Annotated in this window: 19 protein-coding genes; 10 read left to right on the top strand and 9 right to left on the bottom strand. The window is 69.0% G+C overall.

Annotated features, from left to right (window positions below; translation table 11 throughout):
- The coding region (locus AC1DYN_RS26875) for a response regulator (protein WP_477964817.1) at positions 1-211 on the bottom strand (211 nt) is incomplete at its 3' end.
- Positions 212-290: 79 nt separating this feature from the next.
- On the opposite strand from AC1DYN_RS26875, the gene AC1DYN_RS26870 reads away from it, so the two are divergent.
- The gene (locus tag AC1DYN_RS26870) at positions 291-1,664 is read left to right on the top strand and encodes a TAXI family TRAP transporter solute-binding subunit (protein ID WP_477964815.1); all 1,374 of its coding nucleotides are present in this window, start codon (positions 291-293) and stop codon (positions 1,662-1,664) included.
- Between the two features lie 101 nt (positions 1,665-1,765).
- The gene (gene yjjJ / locus AC1DYN_RS26865) at positions 1,766-3,145 is read left to right on the top strand and encodes a type II toxin-antitoxin system HipA family toxin YjjJ (RefSeq protein ID WP_477964813.1); all 1,380 of its coding nucleotides are present in this window, start codon (positions 1,766-1,768) and stop codon (positions 3,143-3,145) included.
- 11 nt (positions 3,146-3,156) lie between these two features.
- Here the strand turns inward: yjjJ and AC1DYN_RS26860 are convergent, their stop codons facing one another.
- The 5 genes from AC1DYN_RS26860 to AC1DYN_RS26840 form a co-directional block, all read right to left on the bottom strand.
- Positions 3,157-3,435: a Fis family transcriptional regulator gene (locus tag AC1DYN_RS26860; protein ID WP_477964811.1), complete on the bottom strand. Its 279-nt coding sequence runs from the start codon at positions 3,433-3,435 to the stop codon at positions 3,157-3,159.
- A gap of 291 nt (positions 3,436-3,726) precedes the next feature.
- Complete coding sequence (locus tag AC1DYN_RS26855) at positions 3,727-4,569, bottom strand: carbohydrate ABC transporter permease (RefSeq protein ID WP_477964821.1); 843 nt, start codon at positions 4,567-4,569, stop codon at positions 3,727-3,729.
- Positions 4,570-4,601: 32 nt separating this feature from the next.
- Positions 4,602-5,501 carry a carbohydrate ABC transporter permease gene (locus AC1DYN_RS26850; RefSeq protein WP_477964819.1) on the bottom strand — a complete coding sequence of 300 codons (900 nt, stop codon included), beginning with the start codon at positions 5,499-5,501 and terminating at the stop codon, positions 4,602-4,604.
- A gap of 13 nt (positions 5,502-5,514) precedes the next feature.
- Positions 5,515-6,831, bottom strand: coding sequence for an ABC transporter substrate-binding protein (locus AC1DYN_RS26845; protein WP_477964809.1), 1,317 nt, complete (start codon positions 6,829-6,831; stop codon positions 5,515-5,517).
- A gap of 46 nt (positions 6,832-6,877) precedes the next feature.
- A complete protein-coding gene (locus tag AC1DYN_RS26840) occupies positions 6,878-7,951 on the bottom strand; it encodes an ABC transporter ATP-binding protein (protein WP_477964807.1) in 1,074 nt (357 codons plus the stop codon).
- Positions 7,952-8,124: 173 nt separating this feature from the next.
- On the opposite strand from AC1DYN_RS26840, the gene denD reads away from it, so the two are divergent.
- Positions 8,125-9,141: a D-erythronate dehydrogenase gene (denD, locus tag AC1DYN_RS26835; RefSeq protein WP_477964805.1), complete on the top strand. Its 1,017-nt coding sequence runs from the start codon at positions 8,125-8,127 to the stop codon at positions 9,139-9,141.
- Positions 9,138-9,890, top strand: coding sequence for an SDR family NAD(P)-dependent oxidoreductase (locus tag AC1DYN_RS26830; protein ID WP_477964803.1), 753 nt, complete (start codon positions 9,138-9,140; stop codon positions 9,888-9,890). Before denD ends, AC1DYN_RS26830 begins: the two co-directional genes overlap by 4 nt.
- Here the strand turns inward: AC1DYN_RS26830 and AC1DYN_RS26825 are convergent.
- Positions 9,865-10,686 carry a class I SAM-dependent methyltransferase gene (locus tag AC1DYN_RS26825; protein ID WP_477964801.1) on the bottom strand — a complete coding sequence of 274 codons (822 nt, stop codon included), beginning with the start codon at positions 10,684-10,686 and terminating at the stop codon, positions 9,865-9,867. The two genes, AC1DYN_RS26830 and AC1DYN_RS26825, sit on opposite strands and share 26 nt — an antisense overlap.
- 66 nt (positions 10,687-10,752) lie before the next feature.
- Positions 10,753-11,565, bottom strand: a complete 813-nt coding sequence (locus AC1DYN_RS26820; RefSeq protein WP_477964799.1) for a helix-turn-helix transcriptional regulator — start codon at positions 11,563-11,565, stop codon at positions 10,753-10,755.
- A gap of 137 nt (positions 11,566-11,702) precedes the next feature.
- Here AC1DYN_RS26820 and AC1DYN_RS26815 point away from each other — a divergent pair, with 137 nt between their 5' ends.
- Genes AC1DYN_RS26815 through AC1DYN_RS26800 form a run of 4 tightly spaced genes read left to right on the top strand, consistent with a single transcriptional unit; the run spans position 11,703 to position 16,340 of the window.
- Positions 11,703-12,983: an ABC transporter substrate-binding protein gene (locus AC1DYN_RS26815; protein WP_477964797.1), complete on the top strand. Its 1,281-nt coding sequence runs from the start codon at positions 11,703-11,705 to the stop codon at positions 12,981-12,983.
- On the top strand, positions 12,974-13,867 hold the full coding sequence (locus AC1DYN_RS26810; RefSeq protein WP_477964795.1) for a carbohydrate ABC transporter permease: 894 nt from the start codon (positions 12,974-12,976) through the stop codon (positions 13,865-13,867). The genes AC1DYN_RS26815 and AC1DYN_RS26810 overlap by 10 nt, the downstream gene beginning before the upstream one ends.
- Positions 13,867-14,712 (top strand): carbohydrate ABC transporter permease, encoded by an 846-nt coding sequence (locus AC1DYN_RS26805; protein WP_477964793.1) that lies wholly within the window; start codon positions 13,867-13,869, stop codon positions 14,710-14,712. Before AC1DYN_RS26810 ends, AC1DYN_RS26805 begins: the two co-directional genes overlap by 1 nt.
- A gap of 2 nt (positions 14,713-14,714) precedes the next feature.
- Positions 14,715-16,340, top strand: coding sequence for an alpha-glucosidase (locus AC1DYN_RS26800; protein WP_477964791.1), 1,626 nt, complete (start codon positions 14,715-14,717; stop codon positions 16,338-16,340).
- Between the two features lie 166 nt (positions 16,341-16,506).
- On the opposite strand, the gene AC1DYN_RS26795 is transcribed toward AC1DYN_RS26800, so the two are convergent.
- Positions 16,507-16,944, bottom strand: a complete 438-nt coding sequence (locus AC1DYN_RS26795) for an addiction module protein (RefSeq protein ID WP_477964789.1) — start codon at positions 16,942-16,944, stop codon at positions 16,507-16,509.
- Positions 16,945-17,106: 162 nt separating this feature from the next.
- On the opposite strand from AC1DYN_RS26795, the gene AC1DYN_RS26790 reads away from it, so the two are divergent.
- Together AC1DYN_RS26790 and AC1DYN_RS26785 are read left to right on the top strand one after the other, a co-directional pair.
- Positions 17,107-17,835, top strand: coding sequence for a winged helix-turn-helix domain-containing protein (locus tag AC1DYN_RS26790; protein ID WP_477964787.1), 729 nt, complete (start codon positions 17,107-17,109; stop codon positions 17,833-17,835).
- Positions 17,828-18,988 (top strand): HAMP domain-containing protein (locus tag AC1DYN_RS26785; RefSeq protein ID WP_477964785.1); only part of this gene is annotated, 1,161 nt, incomplete at its 3' end. The genes AC1DYN_RS26790 and AC1DYN_RS26785, both read left to right, overlap by 8 nt.

The following is an 18,988-nucleotide window of genomic DNA, read 5'->3' as shown; positions in this document are numbered from 1 at the left end:
CGCCCAGGCCGCCCTGCTCGGCCGGCGGCGCGGCGGCGCGGCCGGGCGGCAGGCCCAGGTCGAGCAGCACCAGGTCGAAGCGCTCGCTGGCGAGCGTGCCGTCGGCGGCCGCGGCATCGCGCACCCAGTCGACGGCGTAGCCCTCCAGGCGCAGCGCGTTGCGCAGGCTTTCGCCGATCATCGGGTCGTCTTCCACCAGCAGCAGTCGCATCACGGGCCCAGGTCAGTCACAAGAAAAAGCATACCGCGAGCGCGCCGGGGCCGATCAGGCGCTATCGTTCCGGCTGACCATGAAACGCCGCCTCATGCCCAAAGTCCTTCGCAACACCTTGGTGTCGTTCCGCGACGTGCTGGCCACCGCCGGCCCGTTCGTCTTCCTCACCGTCATCCTGCTGGTCGTCGCCTACTGGTTCCTCGATCCGACGCCGCCGCGCAAGGTGGTGCTGGCCACCGGGGTCGAACAGGGAGCGTATGCCGAGTTCGGCAAGCGCTATGCCGAGTACCTGAAGGGTTACGGCATCCAGGTGGAGCTGCGGCCCACCCACGGCGCGGCCGAGAACCTGAAACTGCTGCGCGACCCGAACTCGGGCGTGGACATCGCGTTCACGCAAGGCGGGGCGGGCGATTCGCGCAAGAACGCCGAGGCCAACGCGCTGGCCGACGAAGACCTGAACTCGCTGGGCAGCCTGTTCTTCGAGCCGGTGTGGCTGTTCTACCGCGAGGAGTCGGCGCAGCGGCTGCTGAAGGGCGCGCCGCTGACCAGCCTGGCGCAGCTGCAGGGCTGGAAGGTCGACACCGGCGCGCGCGGCAGCGGCACGCCCAACCTGATGCGCAAGCTGCTGGATGCCAACCGCATCGAGCAGGCGTCGATGACGGTGTCGCGCGAGGAGCAGACCGACGCGGTGGTGAAGTTCCTGGCAGGCGACATCGACGCGATCGTGTTCGCGTCGGCGCCCGAGGCGCTGATGGTGCAGATGCTGCTGCAGACGCCGGGCGTGAAGCTGTTCGACTTTGCGCAGGCCGATGCGTATTCGCGGCGCTTCGCCTTCCTGACGCCGGTGACGCTGCCGCGCGGCGTGGTCGACCTGGCGGGCGACGTGCCGCCGAACGACGTGCGCCTGATCGCGCCGACCGCGACGCTGGTGGCGCGCGAAGACCTGCACCCGGCGCTGGTCCAGCTGTTCGTGCAGGCGGCGAGCAAGATCCACAGCCCGGCGGGGTGGTTCCAGCGCAAGGGCGATTTCCCGAACGCGCGCGGCACCGAGCGGCCGCTGGCACCGGAGGCGCAGCGCTTCTACACCAGCGGTTCGCCGCTGCTGCAGCGCTACCTGCCGTTCTGGCTGGCCAACCTGATCGACCGCATGTGGGTGGTCCTGGTGTCGATCGTCGCGATCCTGATCCCGCTGTCGCGCGTGGTGCCGCCGCTGTACCAGTTCCGCATCCGCTCGCGCATCTTCCGCTGGTACGGGCAGCTGCGGGCGGTCGAGAACGCGCAAGGCGTGCGGCCGAACGACGAGCTGCGCAAGGAGCTGGACAGCATCGAGGCCCGGGTGGGCAACGTGACGGTGCCGCTGAGCTATGCGGACGAGCTGTATTCGCTGCGCAGCCACATCAACATGGTGCGCAGGCAGCTGGATGCGGCGGCGGCCGATCCAACCGGATGAATCAGATTATCGTTTCAATAATCGTTTCACATCAAAAACACCGAGTTCCTGATTTCGTCCTCGTAGCGATCTCTTCAGCAATGCTCTAGAATCGTTTCACGATGGAACCCGATCAAGTCGTCCAAACGTTGCGAACCTGGCGACGCGTGCCGGCTGGCCGGTTGCGCGAGCTGTTGCAAGTCAGCCGGGCAACGCTGATGCGGGCAATCCGAGCTGCCGGCACCCAGGTGATCGCACGCGGAAGCGCCCGCCGAACCAGCTATTCGGCCCGCCGCTCGTTGCGCGGCAGCATCGAACCACTGGCCCTGTTCCAGGTTGATGCGCAGGGTGGGTCGCGCGAGGTGGGCCGGCTCGACCTCACCTATCCGCAGGGGTGCGCCGTCGATTTCCTCGCGCCGTTCGATTGGCCGCTGGACGCGGACATGCGAGACGGCTGGTTCGAGGGCCTGCCCTACCCGCTGGAGGACATGCGCCCGCAGGGCTACCTGGGCCGCCAGTTCGCGCGGGCGCATGCCCTGATGCTGCAGGTCGGCGAGGATCCCACCACCTGGTCCGAAGACGATGCGCTGCATGCGCTGACGCTGCTGGGCTTGGACCAGAGCGGCAACTACATCGTCGGGGAAGCCGCCTACCGCCAATGGCTGGACCAGCTCCACCGGCCGCTCGACGCGCTGACCGAATCACAGGCGCGCGCCGCCTATCCCCGCCTGGCAGACGAATCGATGCAATTGGGTCGCGCCGGCTCGTCGGCAGCGGGAGAGTTTCCCAAATTCACCGCCGTGCGCAACATCGACGGGCGCATCGCGCACGTCATCGTCAAGTTTTCGGGATCGGACGTCTCGCCCGGCACGCAGCGCTGGTCGGACCTGCTGGTGTGCGAGCAACTGGCATCGGCCGTCATGGCGTCGCACCTGCAGATCGCAGCCGCGCCTTCGCGAGTCGTCCGCACCGGTGGGCGCACCTTCCTCGAAGTCGAGCGCTTTGACCGGCATGGCTTGCACGGGCGCTCCGGGTTGTGCTCGTGGTCATCCGTCAACGCAGCGCTGTTCGGCCTGGCCGGCCGCCCTTGGACGGAAGGAGCGAAGCGCTTGCTGAGCGCCGGTCTCATCGATGCGGCGAATCACGACGCGATCGCCCGGCAATGGCACTTCGGCCAGCTCATCGCGAACACCGACATGCACGACGGCAACCTGTCGTTCCGGCCCGGATTGCAGGTTGCACCGGCCTACGACATGCTGCCGATGCTTTACGCACCGCAGCGTGGCGTGGAAGTTCCCGAGCGGCCTTTCGCGCCGCGCCTGCCGCTGCCGGCCGAGCGCGAAGCCTGGCACGCGAGCGCGGCGGCGGCCATCCAATTCTGGGAACAGGCGGCGAGCGATGCACGCATCAGCGGCGAATTTCGCGAGCTTTGCAAACGCAACGCACAGGCGGTGTACCAGCTCGCGGCGAGCTCGGCAGCAGGTGTGCAGACCGGACCTTGATCCGAGGCGCTCTACACCAGCTCGATCTGCACTTTCCGACCGACGAGCGCAGCGGCGCGCTGCAAGGTGGACAGCGTCACGTCCCGCGTCGGATCCAACAGCCGATCGACCTGCGAGCGGCTGGTCTTCAACAAGACGGCCAGCCGCGCCTTGCTGAGCGACTGCTTCTCCATCGCCTCCATCAACTGCCACACCACGACTTCCTTGATGGCCAGTGCCTGTGCCTCTTCGAAGAATCCCTCCTCCTTGAGGAAATCATCGAGGCTCGATCCGACGTTCTTCTTGCTCATGACTTGAACTCCCTGGCGCCGAGGGTGCGGAAGAAAACAGAGGGGGATCCGTTGCGCTGCATTCTCGGGCAAGCCACCGAACCATGAGCTGTGCAGACGAGCTGAGTAGCCCGGATGAAGCGCAGCGCAATCCGGGGTCGACGTCCTATGTGATTGACAATTCCCGGATTGGCATCCGGGCTACGAGCCGCGAAGCAGGCGCGCGATCAAGCCACTCCCCAGGATCCGGCTCCGCCGGGCCGAGGGGAGGCGCCCCTTGGGGGCAGGAGCGAAGCGACTGGGGGGCTCACATCACTCTTTCACCGACCCCGTCATCCCCGACACATAGTGCTCGACGAAGAACGAGTAGATGAAGGCCACCGGCAGCGAGCCCAGCAAGGCCCCGGCCATCAGCGACCCCCAGTGGTACACGTCCCCCTCCACCAGTTCGGTCACCACCCCCACCGGTACCGTCTTCATCTCCGATGACGAGATGAAGGTCAGCGCGTAGATGAACTCGTTCCACGACAGCGTGAACGCGAAGATCCCGGCCGAGATCAGCCCCGGCACCGCCAGCGGCAGCACGATCTTGATCAGGATCTGCCAGCGGCTGGCCCCGTCGATCAGCGCGCATTCCTCGAGCTCGTACGGGATCGAGCGGAAGTAGCCCATCAGCAGCCAGGTGCTGAACGGGATCAGGAAGGTCGGGTACGACAGGATCAGCGCCATGCGCGTGTCGAACAGCCCGAGCTTGAAGATGATCGCCGCCAGCGGGATGAACAGGATCGACGGCGGCACCAGGTAGGCCAGGAAGATCGCCGCCCCCGCCGGCTTCGCGCCCTGGAAGCGCAGCCGCTCGATCGCGTACGCCGCCAGCACCGAAGCCACCAGCGACAGAATCGTCGACGTCACCGACACGAGCACCGTGTTCCACAGCCACTCCGGGTACGCCGTCTCGAACAGCAGCTTGTGGAAGTGCGCGAAGGTCGGCTTGATGATCCAGAACGGGTTGCCGCTGCGCGCCAGCAACTCCTCGTTCGGCTTGAACGAGGTCACCACCATCCAGTAGAACGGGAACAGCAGCACGAACACGAAGATGCCCAGCGGGATGTAGACCGTCACCCAGCGCCTGGGCAGCGTCTGCAGGTAGTCCATCCCCTGCCCGTCGGGCTTGTCCTGCGGCGCCTTCACTTGTCGCCCCCTTGCTGCCACGCGCGCCGCTGCAAGCCGAAGTAGCTGAACATGATGGCCGCGAGCAGGAAGGGCACCATCAGCGTCGCCAGCGCCGCCCCTTCGCCCAGCGCCCCACCGGGGATCGCGCGCTGGAAGGCCAGCGTCGCCATCAGGTGCGTCGAGTTCAGCGGGCCGCCGCGCGTCAGCACGTAGATCAGCTGGAAGTCGGTGAAGGTGAACAGCACCGAGAAGGTCATCACCACCGCGATGATCGGCGACAGCAGCGGCAGCGTGACGTGGCGGAACTGCTGCCACGGCGTCGCGCCGTCGATCGCCGAGGCCTCGTAGTACGACGGCGAGATCGTCTGCAGACCCGCCAGCAGCGAGATCGCGACGAAGGGCACGCCGCGCCACACGTTGGCGACGATGGTCGAGAAGCGCGCATTCCACGGGTTGCCGAGGAAATCGACATAGCGGTCGATCCACCCCAGCTTCATCAGCACCCAGCTGACGACCGAGAACTGCGCGTCGTAGATCCACCAGAAGGCGATCGCCGACAGCGCCGTCGGCACGATCCACGGCAGCAGCACCACCGCGCGGAAGAAGGACTTGAACGGCAGGTTCTTGTTCAGCAGCACCGCCAGCCACAGCCCGAGCACGAACTTCGCGATGCTGGCCACCACCGTGTAGAAGACGGTGTTGAACAGCGCCAGCTGCGACACGCTGTCGCCCACCAGGAAGTCGAAGTTCTCGATGCCGATCCACGAGCCGCCGCGCCCGATCTTCGCGTCGGTGAAGCCGAGCCAGGTGCCCAGCCCCAGCGGGTAGGTCAGGAACAGCAGCAACAGCACCGCGGCCGGCAGCATGAAGGCCAGGCCGAGCGCGTTGCGGCTGTTCTGCAGCCGGTGGAGCAGAGGCTTCACAGGGTCAGACCTTGTAGTAGCGCTCGGCGCGCTTCTGGGCGCGCTCCATCGCCTCCTTCGGCGTCTTCGACCCGCTGCCCGCCTCGGCCACCATGTTGGGCACGATGAAGTCGGCCAAGGCCCCGGCCGACGCATAGCCCAGCCGGCCCGCATAGCCCGCCGGCCGCAGGTTCTTCACGCTGTCGCGGTACGGCGTGTGCTTCGGGTCCACCGTCCACACCGCGCTCTTCTCGTACGCGCGCAACGGCTGCGCCACGTAGCCGCCGCCGCCCTGCAGCCACGGGTCGAACTGCTCCTGCTCCATCATGAAGCGCAGGAACTCCTTGGCCGCCTGCGGGTACTTGGTGTACTTGAAGATCATCTGGTTGAAGAACAGGTGGTACTCGGTCGGCACGCCCACCGGCCCGATCGGGAAGGCCGCGTGGTTGATGTCGGCCGCGATCTCCTTGAGCTTCGGATCGGGCGAGTTCTTCGCCGCGTAGTACACCGAGATGCCGTTGTTGGTGATGCTGATCTGTCCGTCGAGGAAGGCCTTGTTGTTGTTCGGGTCCAGCCACGACAGCGTCCCCGGCACGAAGCTCGCATACAGCTCCTTCGCGTATTCCAGCGCCTTCAGCGTGGCCGGGCTGTCCAGCGTCACCTTGTTGTCCTTGTCCACCATCGCGCCGCCGAAGGCCCACAGCAGCCAGTGGCACCAGCCGCTGTCGCCGGTCGCGTTGCCCAGCGCCATGCCGCCCGGCGTGCCCTTGGCGGCCAGCGCCTTGTAGAGCTTCAGGAAACCATCGGTGTCCTTCGGGACGCTGTCGAAGCCGGCCGCCTTGACGTGGCTCTCGCGGTACACCACCAGCGAGCCGGCTGCGCCCAGCGCGACGCCGATCCACTTCTTGCCGTCCGGGCGCAGGTAGGCCTCGCAGGCCGGGTACCAGCCGCCGTACTTCTTGCCGAGGTACTCGCACAGGTCGGTCACGTCGAGCAGCTTGTCGGGGTACAGGTTGGCGTCGTCGTTGGTCGACAGGATGACGTCCGGCCCGGCGCCGGTGTTGGCCGCCACCGCCGCCTTCGGGCGCACGTCCTCCCAGCCTTCGTTGTCGACGCGCACCTCGATGCCGGTCTTCTCGGTGAACTTCTTGACGTTCACCATGTAGGCGTCGATGTCGCCCTGCACGAAGCGGCTCCAGCGCAGCACGCGCAGCCTGGCGCCCTTCTCCGGCTTGTACGCCAGCGTCTGCGCGCCGGCCGACGGCGTCCACAGCGCGCCGGTGCCGAGCGTGGCCATGCCGGCGGTGCCTTCCAGAAACTTGCGGCGATTGAAATCACTCATCGTTGTCTCCTGGTTGTCGTGGGGAATCGCTGTCGGTCAGGGCCGGTCAGGCCACCAGCCGCTTGCCGCTGCCGGCATCGAACAGGTGCGCGCGGCCCAGGTCGGGCTGCAGGTGGATGGTGGCGCCGGGCTCGAAGCTGTGCCGCTCGTGGAACACCACCGACACGTCCGCGCCCTGGTGGCGGCAGGCGACGAAGGTGTCGGCGCCGGTCGGCTCCACCACCACCACCTGCGACGGGATGCCGCCGCTGTCGCCCAGCGCCAGGTGCTCGGGCCGCGTGCCGAAGATCACCGGCTGGCCGTCCTCGCCCTGCGCGCCGGTGGGCGCGTTCATCTGCGTGCCATCGGCCAGTTCCACCTGCAGCACGCCGGCGCGGCGGCGCAGCGTGCCGGGCAGGAAGTTCATCGCCGGCGAGCCGATGAAGCCGGCCACGAAGGTGTTCACCGGGTGGTCGTACAGGTCCAGCGGGCCGCCGGCCTGCTCGATGCGGCCGTCGCGCATCACGACGATGCGGTCGGCCATCGTCATCGCCTCGATCTGGTCGTGCGTGACGTACACCGAGGTGGTCTTCAGCCGCTGGTGCAGCTCCTTGATCTCGCTGCGCATCGCGACGCGCAGCTTGGCGTCCAGGTTGGACAGCGGCTCGTCGAACAGGAACACCTGCGGATCGCGCACGATCGCGCGGCCCATCGCGACGCGCTGGCGCTGGCCGCCCGACAGCTGCCGCGGGTAGCGGTCGAGCAGTGCGCCCAGGCCCAGGATCTCGGCGGCGCGCGCCACCTTCAGATCCGCCGTGGCCTTGTCCTGCTTCGCGAGCATCAGCGAGAAGGCCATGTTGTCGCGCACCGTCATGTGCGGGTACAGCGCGTAGTTCTGGAACACCATCGCGATGTCGCGCTCTTTCGGCGGCAGCTCGTTGACGCGCCGCTCGCCGATGCGGATCTCGCCGTCGGAGATCTCCTCCAGCCCCGCGATCATGCGCAGCAGCGTCGACTTGCCGCAGCCCGAAGGCCCCACCAGCACCGTGAACGCGCCGTCGGCGATCTCGATGTCGACCCCGTGCAGCACCTGCACCGCACCGAAGCGCTTCTTCACCGACTGGATGCTCACACGGGCCATGCGTCATGCCTCGACTGGATCAGGGTGGAAGGGTCGGGACAGCGCTGGCCCCATCGGCAGGCGGTTGTATGACGACCCAAAGACCCTGTCAATCGGCGCTGGCCCTGCTCGTATTGACCCGCGCTGCGCGCATGATCAACGGGCGCCGAGCTGGTCTCGACGGGAGGCTCCCCATGAAACTGCTGATCACCGGCGGCGCCGGCTTCATCGGCACGCGCCTGGCCCAGGCGCTGCTGGCACGCGGCACGCTGAACGGGCAATCCATCGACACCCTGGTGCTGGCGGACCAGGTGGCGCCACGCGCCGAACTGCTGGCCGACCCGCGCGTGAAGGTGCGCACCGGGCCGCTGCTGGCGCAGTGCGATGCGCTGCGCGACGAACCCTTCGACGGCGTGTTCCACCTCGCGTCGGCGGTGTCGGGCGAATGCGAGGCCGACTTCGAGCTGGGGCTGCGCTCCAACCTCGACACCACGCGCGCGCTGTTCGATGCGCTGCGCGCCACCGTGCAGGGCGGCGCGGCGGTGCCGCGGCTGGTGTTCTCGAGCTCGGTCGCGGTGTTCGGGCCGGATGCGGCGGTGCCGCTGCCGCAGCGCGTCAGCGACGACACGCTGCCGGCCCCGCAGACCTCGTACGGCACGCACAAGCTGATGTGCGAGTACCTGCTGGCCGACTACACGCGCAAGGGCTTCATCGACGGCCGCGCGGCGCGGCTGATGACGGTGACGGTGCGGCCCGGGCGGCCGAACGGCGCGGCCTCGTCGTTCTTCTCCGGCATCATCCGCGAGCCGCTGGCCGGCGAGCAGGCGATCTGCCCGGTGCCCGCCAACGTGTCCCACCCGGTGGCCTCGCCGGCGCGCACGGTCGAGGGCTTGATCGCGGTGTACGAGGCGAGCCGCGACGCCTTCCACGGGCGGCTGGCGATGAACCTGCCGGGGCTCAACGTCTGCGTCGGCGAGATGCTGGATGCGCTGGAAGAGGTGGCCGGGCGCGCGGTGCGCGAACAGGTGCGCTTCGTCTGCGATCCGCGCATCGCCGGCATCGTCGACGGCTGGGCCAAGGGTGCCCATGCGCCGCGGGCCGCGCGGCTCGGGCTGAAGCCGGATGCGGGCTTCGCCGACATCGTCCGCCAGTACATCGCCGACTGCGAGGCCGGGCCGAACGCGGCGCAGACGCTGAAGGCGCTGCGATGAACCGGATCGACCTCGACGGCCGGGTGGCGATCGTCACCGGCGGTGCGCAGGGCATCGGCTTCGCGACGGCGCAGCGCATGCTCGGCTCGGGGGCCAAGGTGCTGGTGTGGGACAACGACGTGGTGCTGCTCGCGCAGGCGCACTCCGCGTTGCAGGCGCTGGGACCGGTGGCGACGCATGCGGTCGAGCTGAGCGACGAGGCCGCGGTGCAGAAGGCGGCCCAGGCGGCCATCGCGCAATGGGGCCGGGTCGACATCCTCGTCAACAACGCCGGCATCACCGGCGGCAACGGCGCCACCTGGGAGCTCGCGCCCGAGGTGTGGCGGCGCGTGATCGAGGTCAACCTGGTCGCGCCCTACCTGACCTGCCGCGCGCTGGTGCCGCACATGATCGAACGCGGCTACGGGCGCATCGTCAACATCGCGTCGGTGGCGGGCAAGGAAGGCAACCCGAACGCCTCGCACTACAGCGCATCGAAGGCGGGGTTGATCGCGCTGACCAAGTCGCTCGCGAAGGAGCTGGCGACGCGCGGCGTGCTGGTCAACGCGGTGACGCCGGCGGCGGCCAGGACGGCGATCTTCGAGACGATGACGCAGCAGCACATCGACTTCATGCTGGCCAAGGTCCCGATGGGGCGCTTCCTGGCCGTCGACGAGGCGGCGGCGATGATCGCTTGGCTGTCGTCGCAGGAGTGCTCGTTCAGCACCGGGGCGGTGTTCGATCTCACGGGCGGCCGTTCGACCTACTAGCCACGGCCTTGAAGAAGGTGTAGCAGAACACGCCGTCCCCTTCAGCCGTCCGCTCCAGCTCCCGCAACCCCGCATCGAACCCCTCCGCCGTCGCCAAGCCCGCCGCCAGCGCCGGCGCCCTCACCCCTTCGATCATCGCGTTGAAGGTCTTGCGCGTGAACCCGTCGACCCACCCCGGCCGGCTCGCATCGGCATACACCAGCCGCGGGCTGACATGCACCGCCTCGAACCCCGCCCCCACCAGCAGCGGCTGCAGTGTCCGCCCGATCAGTGCATTGCCGCCGGCGCGCCGCTGCAGCTCGACCTGGCAGGCGATCGCCGCGCGCGCCGCCGCGCCCTCCGGATGGAAGCACACCGTGCCGTGGTCGCCCTCGATCACCGTGATGCGGCCCCCTGGCTTCAGCAGCCGCGCCAGCGTCCCCAACACCTGCACCGGGTGCGGCAGGTGCTCCAGCACGAAGCAGACGAACACGTGGTCGAACGAGGCGGGCGCGAACGGCAGGTCGGCCAGGTCGGCCCAGAGCAGCTCCACGTTGCCGAGCCGCGCCTGCTCGACGCGCCGCCGCGCCTCGGCCAGCGAGTCGTGCGACACGTCGAAGCTGGTGAAGCGCGCCAACGGGCTGCGCCGCGCCAGCGTCAGCGTCTGCGCGCCGACACCGCAGCCCACTTCGAGCACGCGGCTGCCGGCCGCGAAATGCGTGTCGCCGTGCAGCAGGTCGACGAGGGTGCGCGCCTGGTCGGTCAGGCGCTCGCGTTCGTGCAGCTGGTAACCGTGGACATAGGACGAGGAGGACATGGCGTGCGGAACCGGGAGTCGGGATGCCCCGCAGTGTCCCGGCCCGGTCCGCAGGCGTCTTGAACGTTATTGCAGCCCCGCCGCCCGCCACGCCCCCGGCGTGAAGCCATGCAGCCGCGTGAACACGCGCGTCATGTGGCTCTGGTCGGAGAACCCGCAGGCGGCCGCCACCTCGGCCAACGGCACCCCGCGGCGGATCAGCCCGCGCGCCCGCTCGGCCCGCTCCTGCTGCAGCCAGGCATGCGGCGGCAGCCCGCAGGCCTTCTCGAAGCGCCGCAGCAACTGGTACTTGCTGGCGCCCACCATCGCGGCCAGCTCGTCCAGCGTCGGTGGGCTCTGCAGCTCATCGGCCAGCCGCTCGCGCACGCGCCCGAGCTCGCCGCCGATCTCGCGCGGCGCCGCGCGGCTGCCATGCCGCTCGACCAGCTCGCCGCACACGCGCACCAGCGCCTCCTCGCAGCCCAGCGCCTGCATGCGCCCCTGTTCCCACGCATCGAGGCGCGCGAACAGCTGCAGCAGCCCGGCCCGCAACGGCACATCGGCCAGCACCGGCCGCGTCACCGCAAAATCGTCGCCGGTGCCGGCAAAGCGCGCCAGCGCCGCCGGCGTCAGGTACACCATGCGCCAGCGCCGCGACGCCCCGCCCAGCGGCCGGCCGTCGTGCACCTCGCCGGGGTTGGTCGTGATCACGTCGCCCGCCTGCGCATCCACCTGGCCGCGCCCGCTGGCCGAGCGCTGCGCGCCCTGCTGCATCAGGCCGAAACCGTAGGTCGCATGCCAGTGGCGGGCGTAGTGGCGGTCGCTGTCCATCGCCGTGCCGTGCACGCCGTCCCAGGGCGAACCGGTGACGCGCGCGATCGAGGACGTGGAAGCAGCCATCGGCCGATTGTGCCGCCGCGCAGTGTTTCAATCGTGAACGGCGCGCCGGAACGCGACATGACGCGTTAACGGCCGGCGCCTCCAATTCGCGCCGCGGGCTGCGCAACGACAGCCCCGACCCCAGGAGACGACACACCATGCAAGCCACCCTTCGGGCCACCGCGCTGGCCGCCACCCTCTGCCTCGCGGCCTTCGGCGCCCAGGCCGTGACGCTGAAGATCTCGTGCGGCGCGGTCGGGCTGGAGTTCCAGCTCTGCAAGGAGGAGTCCGACGCCTGGGCCCAGAAGACCGGCAACGAGGTGCAGGTCATCAACGCGCCGAACGATTCGAACGAGCGCCTGGCGCTGTACCAGCAGATCCTCGGCAGCGGCTCCGACAAGATCGACATCTACCAGATCGACGTCGTCTGGCCCGGCCTGCTGGCCAGCCACCTGATCGACCTGAAGCCCTTCACCAAGGGGGCCGAGAAGGAGCACTTCCCGGCCATCGTCGCCAACAACACCGTCGGCGACAAGCTGGTCGCGATGCCGTGGTTCACCGATGCCGGCCTGCTGTTCTACCGCAAGGACCTGCTGGAAAAGTACAAGATCGCCCCGCCCACCACCTGGGACGCGCTGGGCGCCGCCGCGAAGAAGATCCAGGACGCCGAGCGCGCCGCCGGCAATCCGAAGATGTGGGGCTTCGTCTGGCAGGGCCGCGCCTACGAAGGCCTGAGCTGCAACGCCACTGAGTGGCTGGCGAGCTTCGGCGGCGGCGCCGTCGTCGAGCCGAGCGGCAAGGTGTCGGTCAACAACGCCAACGCGATCAAGGCGCTGGAGACGGCCGCCGGCTGGGTCGGCACCATCACGCCGAAGGCGGTGCTGAACTACGCCGAGGAAGACAGCCGCGGCGTGTTCCAGTCGGGCAACGCGGTGTTCCTGCGCAACTGGCCCTACGTGTGGGCGCTGGCGCACAAGCCCGACAGCCAGATCGCCGGCAAGGTGGGCGTGATGCCGCTGCCCGCCGGCGCCGACGGATCGAAAGGCGGCCGCAGTGCCGCCACGCTGGGCGGCTGGCAGCTGTCGGTGTCGAAGTACTCGAAGAACCAGGCGGTGGCCGCCGACCTGGTGAACTACCTGGTGAGCGCCGCAGTGCAGAAGGACCGCGCCATCAAGGCCTCGTACAACCCGACACTGCCGGCCCTGTACAAGGACGCCGACGTGATGAAGGCCAACCCCTTCATGGCCGAGCTGGGCAGCACCTTCGCCGCCGCGGTGAGCCGCCCGTCCACCGTGACCGCCGCGCAGTACAACCAGGTCAGCAACCTGTTCTGGAACGCCGCGCACGACGTGATCTCGGGCAAGACCAAGGCATCCAAGGCGGTGGCCGATCTCGACAAGCAGCTGAACAAGCTGGCGCCTGCCGACAAATGGAATTGAGGGGCCTGCGGTCCCGGCAGGCCTGGTGGCTGGTGCTGCCGACCGCCGCGGTGCTGGCCGCGGTGGCCGGCTGGCCCTTGTCGCGCACCATCTTCTTCAGCCTGACGGACGCCAGGCTGTCGTCGCTGGCCACGCGGCAATTCGTCGGCCTGTCGAACTACCTGGGCGACAGCGGCGTGCTGCGCGACCCCGAGTGGTGGGCCTCGGTCGGCAACACGCTGCTGTTCGCCGGCAGCTCGGTGCTGCTCGAGACGCTGCTGGGCCTGGGCATCGCGCTGCTGCTGAACCACCCGTCGCGCCTGCGCACCGCGTTGCGCGCCGCGGTGCTGGTGCCGTGGGCGATCCCGACCGTGGTGTCGGCCAAGATGTGGACGTGGATGCTGCACGACCAGTTCGGCATCATCAACACCGCGCTGGTGGCCAGCGGCCTGGTCAGCGAGCCGCTCGCCTGGACCGCCGACCCCGAGCTGTCGTTCGTCACCATCGTGCTGGTCGACGCCTGGAAGACCACGCCCTTCATGGCACTGCTGACGCTGGCCGCGCTGCAGATGGTGCCGCGCGACTGCTACGAGGCGGCCGAGGTGGACGGCGTGCCGCCATGGCGCGTCTTCACCCACGTGACGCTGCCGCTGATCCTGCCGGCGCTGCTGGTGGCGATGGTGTTCCGCGGGCTGGATGCGCTGCGCGTGTTCGACGTGATCTACGTGATGACGTCCAACAGCCGGGCCACGCGCAGCATGTCGGTGTACGTGCGCGAGCAGTTGATCGACTTCCAGAAGATCGGCCACGGCTCGGCCGCGGCGACGCTGCTGTTCGCGACCATCGCGGTGGTCACCCTTGCCTGGCTGCTGGCCACGCGCTCGCGCATGCGGGAGGCACGCTGATGCGCCGCCATGCCTCACGCTCCGGAATCTGGGCGACTGGATTGCGCCGCGGCGCATCGCTGCTGGTGGTGTTCGTCTCGCTGTTCCCGCTGGCCTATGCGATCGCCACCTCGTTCAAGCAGGGCAGCGACCTGTTCGGCGCGCAGTTCTGGCCCAGCCGGGCGGTGACCGGCAACTACGTGTCGCTGTTTCGCGACCAGCCCTTCGGCACCAACCTGCTGAACTCGACGCTGGTGGCCGGCGTGGTGGTGGCGCTGTCGCTCGGGCTGTCGCTGCTGTCGGCCTGGGCGCTCGGGCGCGTCGATTTCCGCGGCCGGCAGACGCTGCTGCTGACCATCCTGGGTGTCTCGATGTTCCCGCACGTCGCGGTGCTGTCGGGGCTGTTCGAGCTGGTCAGCGCGTTCGGCCTGTACGACAGCCTGGCCGCGATGATGCTGTCGGACCTGCTGTTCACGCTGCCCTTCACCGTGTGGGTGCTGACCACCTTCATGCGCGACCTGCCGAAGGAGATCGAGGAGGCGGCGCTGATGGACGGCGCCGGCATCTTCACGCTGATCTTCCGCGTCTTCCTGCCGATGCTGTGGCCGGCCCTGGTGGCGACCGGGCTGCTGGCCTTCATCGGCGCGTGGAACGAGTTCCTGTTCGCGCTCACCTTCACGCTGTCGTCGAACGAGCGCACGGTGCCGGTGGCGATCGCGCTGATCTCGGGCGCGAGCAGCTACGAACTGCCGTGGGGAAACATCATGGCCGCGTCCGTCATCGTGACGCTGCCGCTGATCGCGCTGGTGCTGGCCTTCCAGCGCTACATCGTGTCGGGCCTGACGGCCGGCGCCGTCAAGGGATGACCATGAATGCACGCAACGACTGGTGGCGCCACGCCGTGGTCTACGAGGTCTATCCGCGCAGCTTCCAGGACAGCAACGGCGACGGCATCGGCGACCTGGACGGCATCACCGCGCGGCTGCCCTACCTGAAGGGCCTCGGCGTCGACGCGGTGTGGATCGCGCCGTTCTTCAAGAGCCCGATGGCCGACTTCGGCTACGACGTGTCGGACTACCTGGACGTCGACCCGATGTTCGGCAGCATGCGCAGCTTCGAGACGCTGGTGGAATGCGCCCACTCGCTGGGGCTGAAGGTGATGATCGACCTGGTGCTCAGCCACAGCTCGGACCGCCACCCGTGGTTCGTGCAGAGCCGGGCCGACCACAGCAACGAGCGTGCCGACTGGTACGTGTGGGCCGATGCGAAGGCGGACGGCACGCCGCCGAACAACTGGCTCAGCATCTTCGGCGGCTCGGCCTGGCAGTGGGACACGCGGCGCGAGCAGTACTACCTGCACAACTTCCTGGCCAGCCAGCCGGACCTGAACTTCCACACGCCGGCGGTGCAGGACGCGCTGCTCGATGTGGCGCGCTTCTGGCTGGTGCGCGGCGTCGACGGCTTCCGGCTCGACACCGTCAACTTCTACACCCACGACAAGCTGCTGCGCGACAACCCGCCGCAGCCGCCGGGGCAGTTTGCCGGCGCGGCGCACCGCAGCAACCCGTATGCGTGGCAGCGCCACCTGCACGACAAGACGCAGCCGGAGAACCTGGGCTTCATCGAGCGGCTGCGCACGCTGTGCGATGGCTTCCCGGGCACGGTGCTGCTGGGCGAGATCGGCGACGACCGGCAGTACAAGACGCTGGCGGACTACACCCGGGGCGACAAGCGCCTGCAGATGGCCTATGTCTTCCGCCTGCTGGAGCGCAGTTGCTCGGCCCGCCACCTGGCCGGCGTGCTCGAGGAATACCTGCGCGACGCGAGCCGCTCGCTGGTGTGCTGGTCGGTGGGCAACCACGACGTCGAGCGCGTCGCCTCGCGCTGGGCCGGCATCGGCGGAACACCGCGCCAGCGCGCCGAGCTGGCGGCGGCGCTGTTGCTGGCCCTGCCCGGCGCGAAGTGCATCTACCAGGGCGAGGAGCTCGGCCTGACCGAGGCTGACGTGCCCTTCGAGCTGCTGCAGGATCCGTTCGGCATCACGATGTGGCCGCAGAAGATGGGCCGCGACGGCTGCCGCACGCCGATGCCGTGGACGCGCGCGCCGGGCGCCGGCTTCACGATCGGCAGGCCGTGGCTGCCGGTGGCCGAGGAGCACCTGCCGCTGGCGGTGCGCGAGCAGGTGGGCGACCCGCAGTCGCTGCATGCGTTCTACGTCGGCTGGCTGGGATGGCACCGACAGGAACGCGCGCTGCACGAGGGTGCGCTGCTGCTGATGTCGCCGACCGACCAGGTGCTGGCCTTCGAACGCGTCGCGGGGAACGAGACTCTGGTGTGCCTGTTCAACCTGTCGGACCAGCCGGCGGCCTACCGCGTGGCCGCCGGGGCGGAGCTGATCGCCGAGCGCTCCGTGGGTGCGCAGTTGGAAGACGGGCATGCGCAGTTGCCGGCGTGCGGCATGCTGTTCGCCCGAATCACTCAGAAAACCCGATGAGCGAGCTTTGGTGCAGTCTTGCCAGACTGCGGGAATGCAAGAGCTCGTGCGACAACGGCCTCGATCGCCAAACTGAACAGCCGCCCGGCCCCTTTCCTTGCTTCTTCGCAGTACTTCGTCTCGTGAAGCAACTCTCTACGCGCTCCCGCCGTGAACCGGACTCGTGTCACGGCGCGATACGCCTGGCCTCGGCAAATACGTCTTCCGCGGCGAAGGTCTCCACTTCGCCTCCTTCATAGGCGGCCGCTCGACGCTCAATTTCTTCGTCCCAGGCAGCTTCGATCTTTGCAAGAGTGGGCTCCTGAAGCGAGTCGAGCAGTCTCTCGGCAAGGCGCGCACGGTCTTCAGGAGACAGCGACAGACCGCGCTGGGCAAGCTCTTCAACCAAATCCGGTTGGGGGAAATGTGTGGTCTGCTGGCAGGCTCTACTGCGAAGGCCTTCGAAGAAGCTCTCGTGACTGCGCTCGCTGACAGGGGACGCGAGTCCTGCGAGCAACAGCGCTCTGAGTTTCGTCGTGAAGAACTGCGGCAAAGGCAGGCCGACCTCGCAGCGCGATGCCAGCTCAAGCCCCATCAGTTCCGAATCCTGGAGCGAGTCCAGCAAGCACTCCGCCACGCGGCATCGCTCGCCTTCAGGGAGAGCGAGACACAGCTCGATGGTCTCGTCGGCGACGTGCAGACTCGCCGATTCGGACGACGACGCACTGCAGCGCCGTCGAGGGACATCCCCGAGGCCCATGCCCGCGCGCTTCCGTATAGTCCCGCGATGCCCTGCGCCCACCGCATCCTGGTCCTCGACGACGAGCCCGACGTGCTCGACTGGATCGGCTCGGTCCTGACCGAAGGCGGCCTGCAGCCCACCACCGTGCAGACCGGCGACGACATGCAGCGCGCGCTGCGCCAGCGCCCGCACTCGCTCGTGATGCTCGACCTGAAGCTGCGCGGCGAGGACGGCCTGGCGCTGGCGCGCGAGCTGCGCCGCACGTCCACCGTGCCCATCATCATGATGAGCGGCAAGGGCGACGAGGCCGACCGCGTGCTCGGCCTCGAACTCGCCGCCGACGACTACCTCGTCAAGCCGATCTCCGGGCGCGAGCTGCTGGCCCGCGTGCGCGCCAGCCTGCGCCGCTCGACCGAGCTGTCGCAGCCCGCGGCCCGGCCCGGCGACCCGGTGCACGAGCGCTACCTGTTCGGCGACTGGGTGCTCGACCGCACCGCCCGAACGCTGGCGCGCAGCAGCGGCGAAACGTGCGAGGTGACGCGCGGCGAGTTCGCGCTGCTGTCGGCGATGGTCTCGCAGGCCGGCCGCGTGTGGGCGCGCGACGAGCTGCTGTCGCAGTTCCGCGGCACCGACGCCGACACCTACGACCGCAGCGTCGACGTGCTGATCCTGCGCCTGCGTCGCAAGATCGAGCCCAACCCGCGCCAGCCCGCCTACATCCGCACCGAGCGCGGCCAGGGCTACGTGTTCGGCGTGCCGGTGACGCGTGGCTGATTCGATCGCCGCGGACGCGCCGGCGGCGCACGAGGTGCCCGCCCGCGAAGTTCCAACCCGCTTTGCGATCCGCACCCGCCTGCTCGCCACCTTCCTCGCGCTGCTGCTGCTGACCATCGTGCTGGCCGTCACCGGCATCGCCGGCATGCGCCACAACCAGCGCGCGCTCGACGAGTTCGAGGCCGGCGTGATGCCCGAGATCGCGCGCGTGCTCGAACTGGCCGAGAAGGTGTCGCAGCTGGCCGCCGTCGCGCCCAGCATCGCCGAGGGCGACATGCAGCCGCCCAGCCGCGGCGACAGCCAGCTGGTGCGCGCGCTGCTCGGCGAGATCCGCCGCCTGTCGGGCGACCTGCCGACGCAGGCCGACTCGCGGCTCGAGGCCACCGCGATGCTCGACGGCATCGACCGCGACCTGACCAGCCTGCTCGCGCTGGCCAGCGAACGGCGCCGCCAGCAAGGCCAGCTGCGCGGCCAGCGTGACACGCTGGATGCGCTGGGCGATCAGCTGTTCCGCGACCGCGAGCGCGTGCGGCGCGACGGCCCCAGCCTGCTGGCGATCTGGAGCACGCTGGTCTCGGCCGAGCTGGCCGACGAGTTCAACGTGCTCGGCCGCAGCGAGGCCGACGTCGAGGCGCTGTGGGTCTACGTGCGCCAGAACGGCGAAGAGCGCCGCCTGCCGGCGCTGGCGCAGGCCCTCGAGGGGCTCAGCTTCGGCGACGACGGCGCGTTCCAGCTGCGGCGCCGCCTGCTGCGCACCGAGCGCCAGCTGAACACCGTGGTACAGCTGATGCGCAGCCATTCGACGCAGCTCGGCGCACGCGCCAGCGCCTACGTGTCCGACCTGCGCCAGGTGTCGACACAGCGCCGCGACACGGTGCGCGACACCGTCAGCTCGGGTGCGTCGGCGCTGGTGCTGGTGAGCGCGCTGTCGGTGCTGACGGCGCTGGCCGGCGCGCTGTACGTGCGCCGCGTGCTGCGCGACCTGCAGGCGATGACGCGCACGATGACGCGGCTGGCCGGCGGCGACGTCGCGCAGCCCAGTTCGGCCATCGCGCGACCCGACGAGATCGGCGAGCTGGCACGCGCCTTCCAGGTGTTCCGCGACCACCTGCTCGAAAAGCAGCGACTGACGCAAGGCCTGCACGTGCAGGGC

The sequence above is a fragment of the Rhizobacter sp. P2_D12 genome, assembly GCF_056404395.1.
The sequence above is the reverse complement of the archived record's forward strand: the minus strand, read 5'-3'. Positions and strand labels throughout refer to the sequence as shown.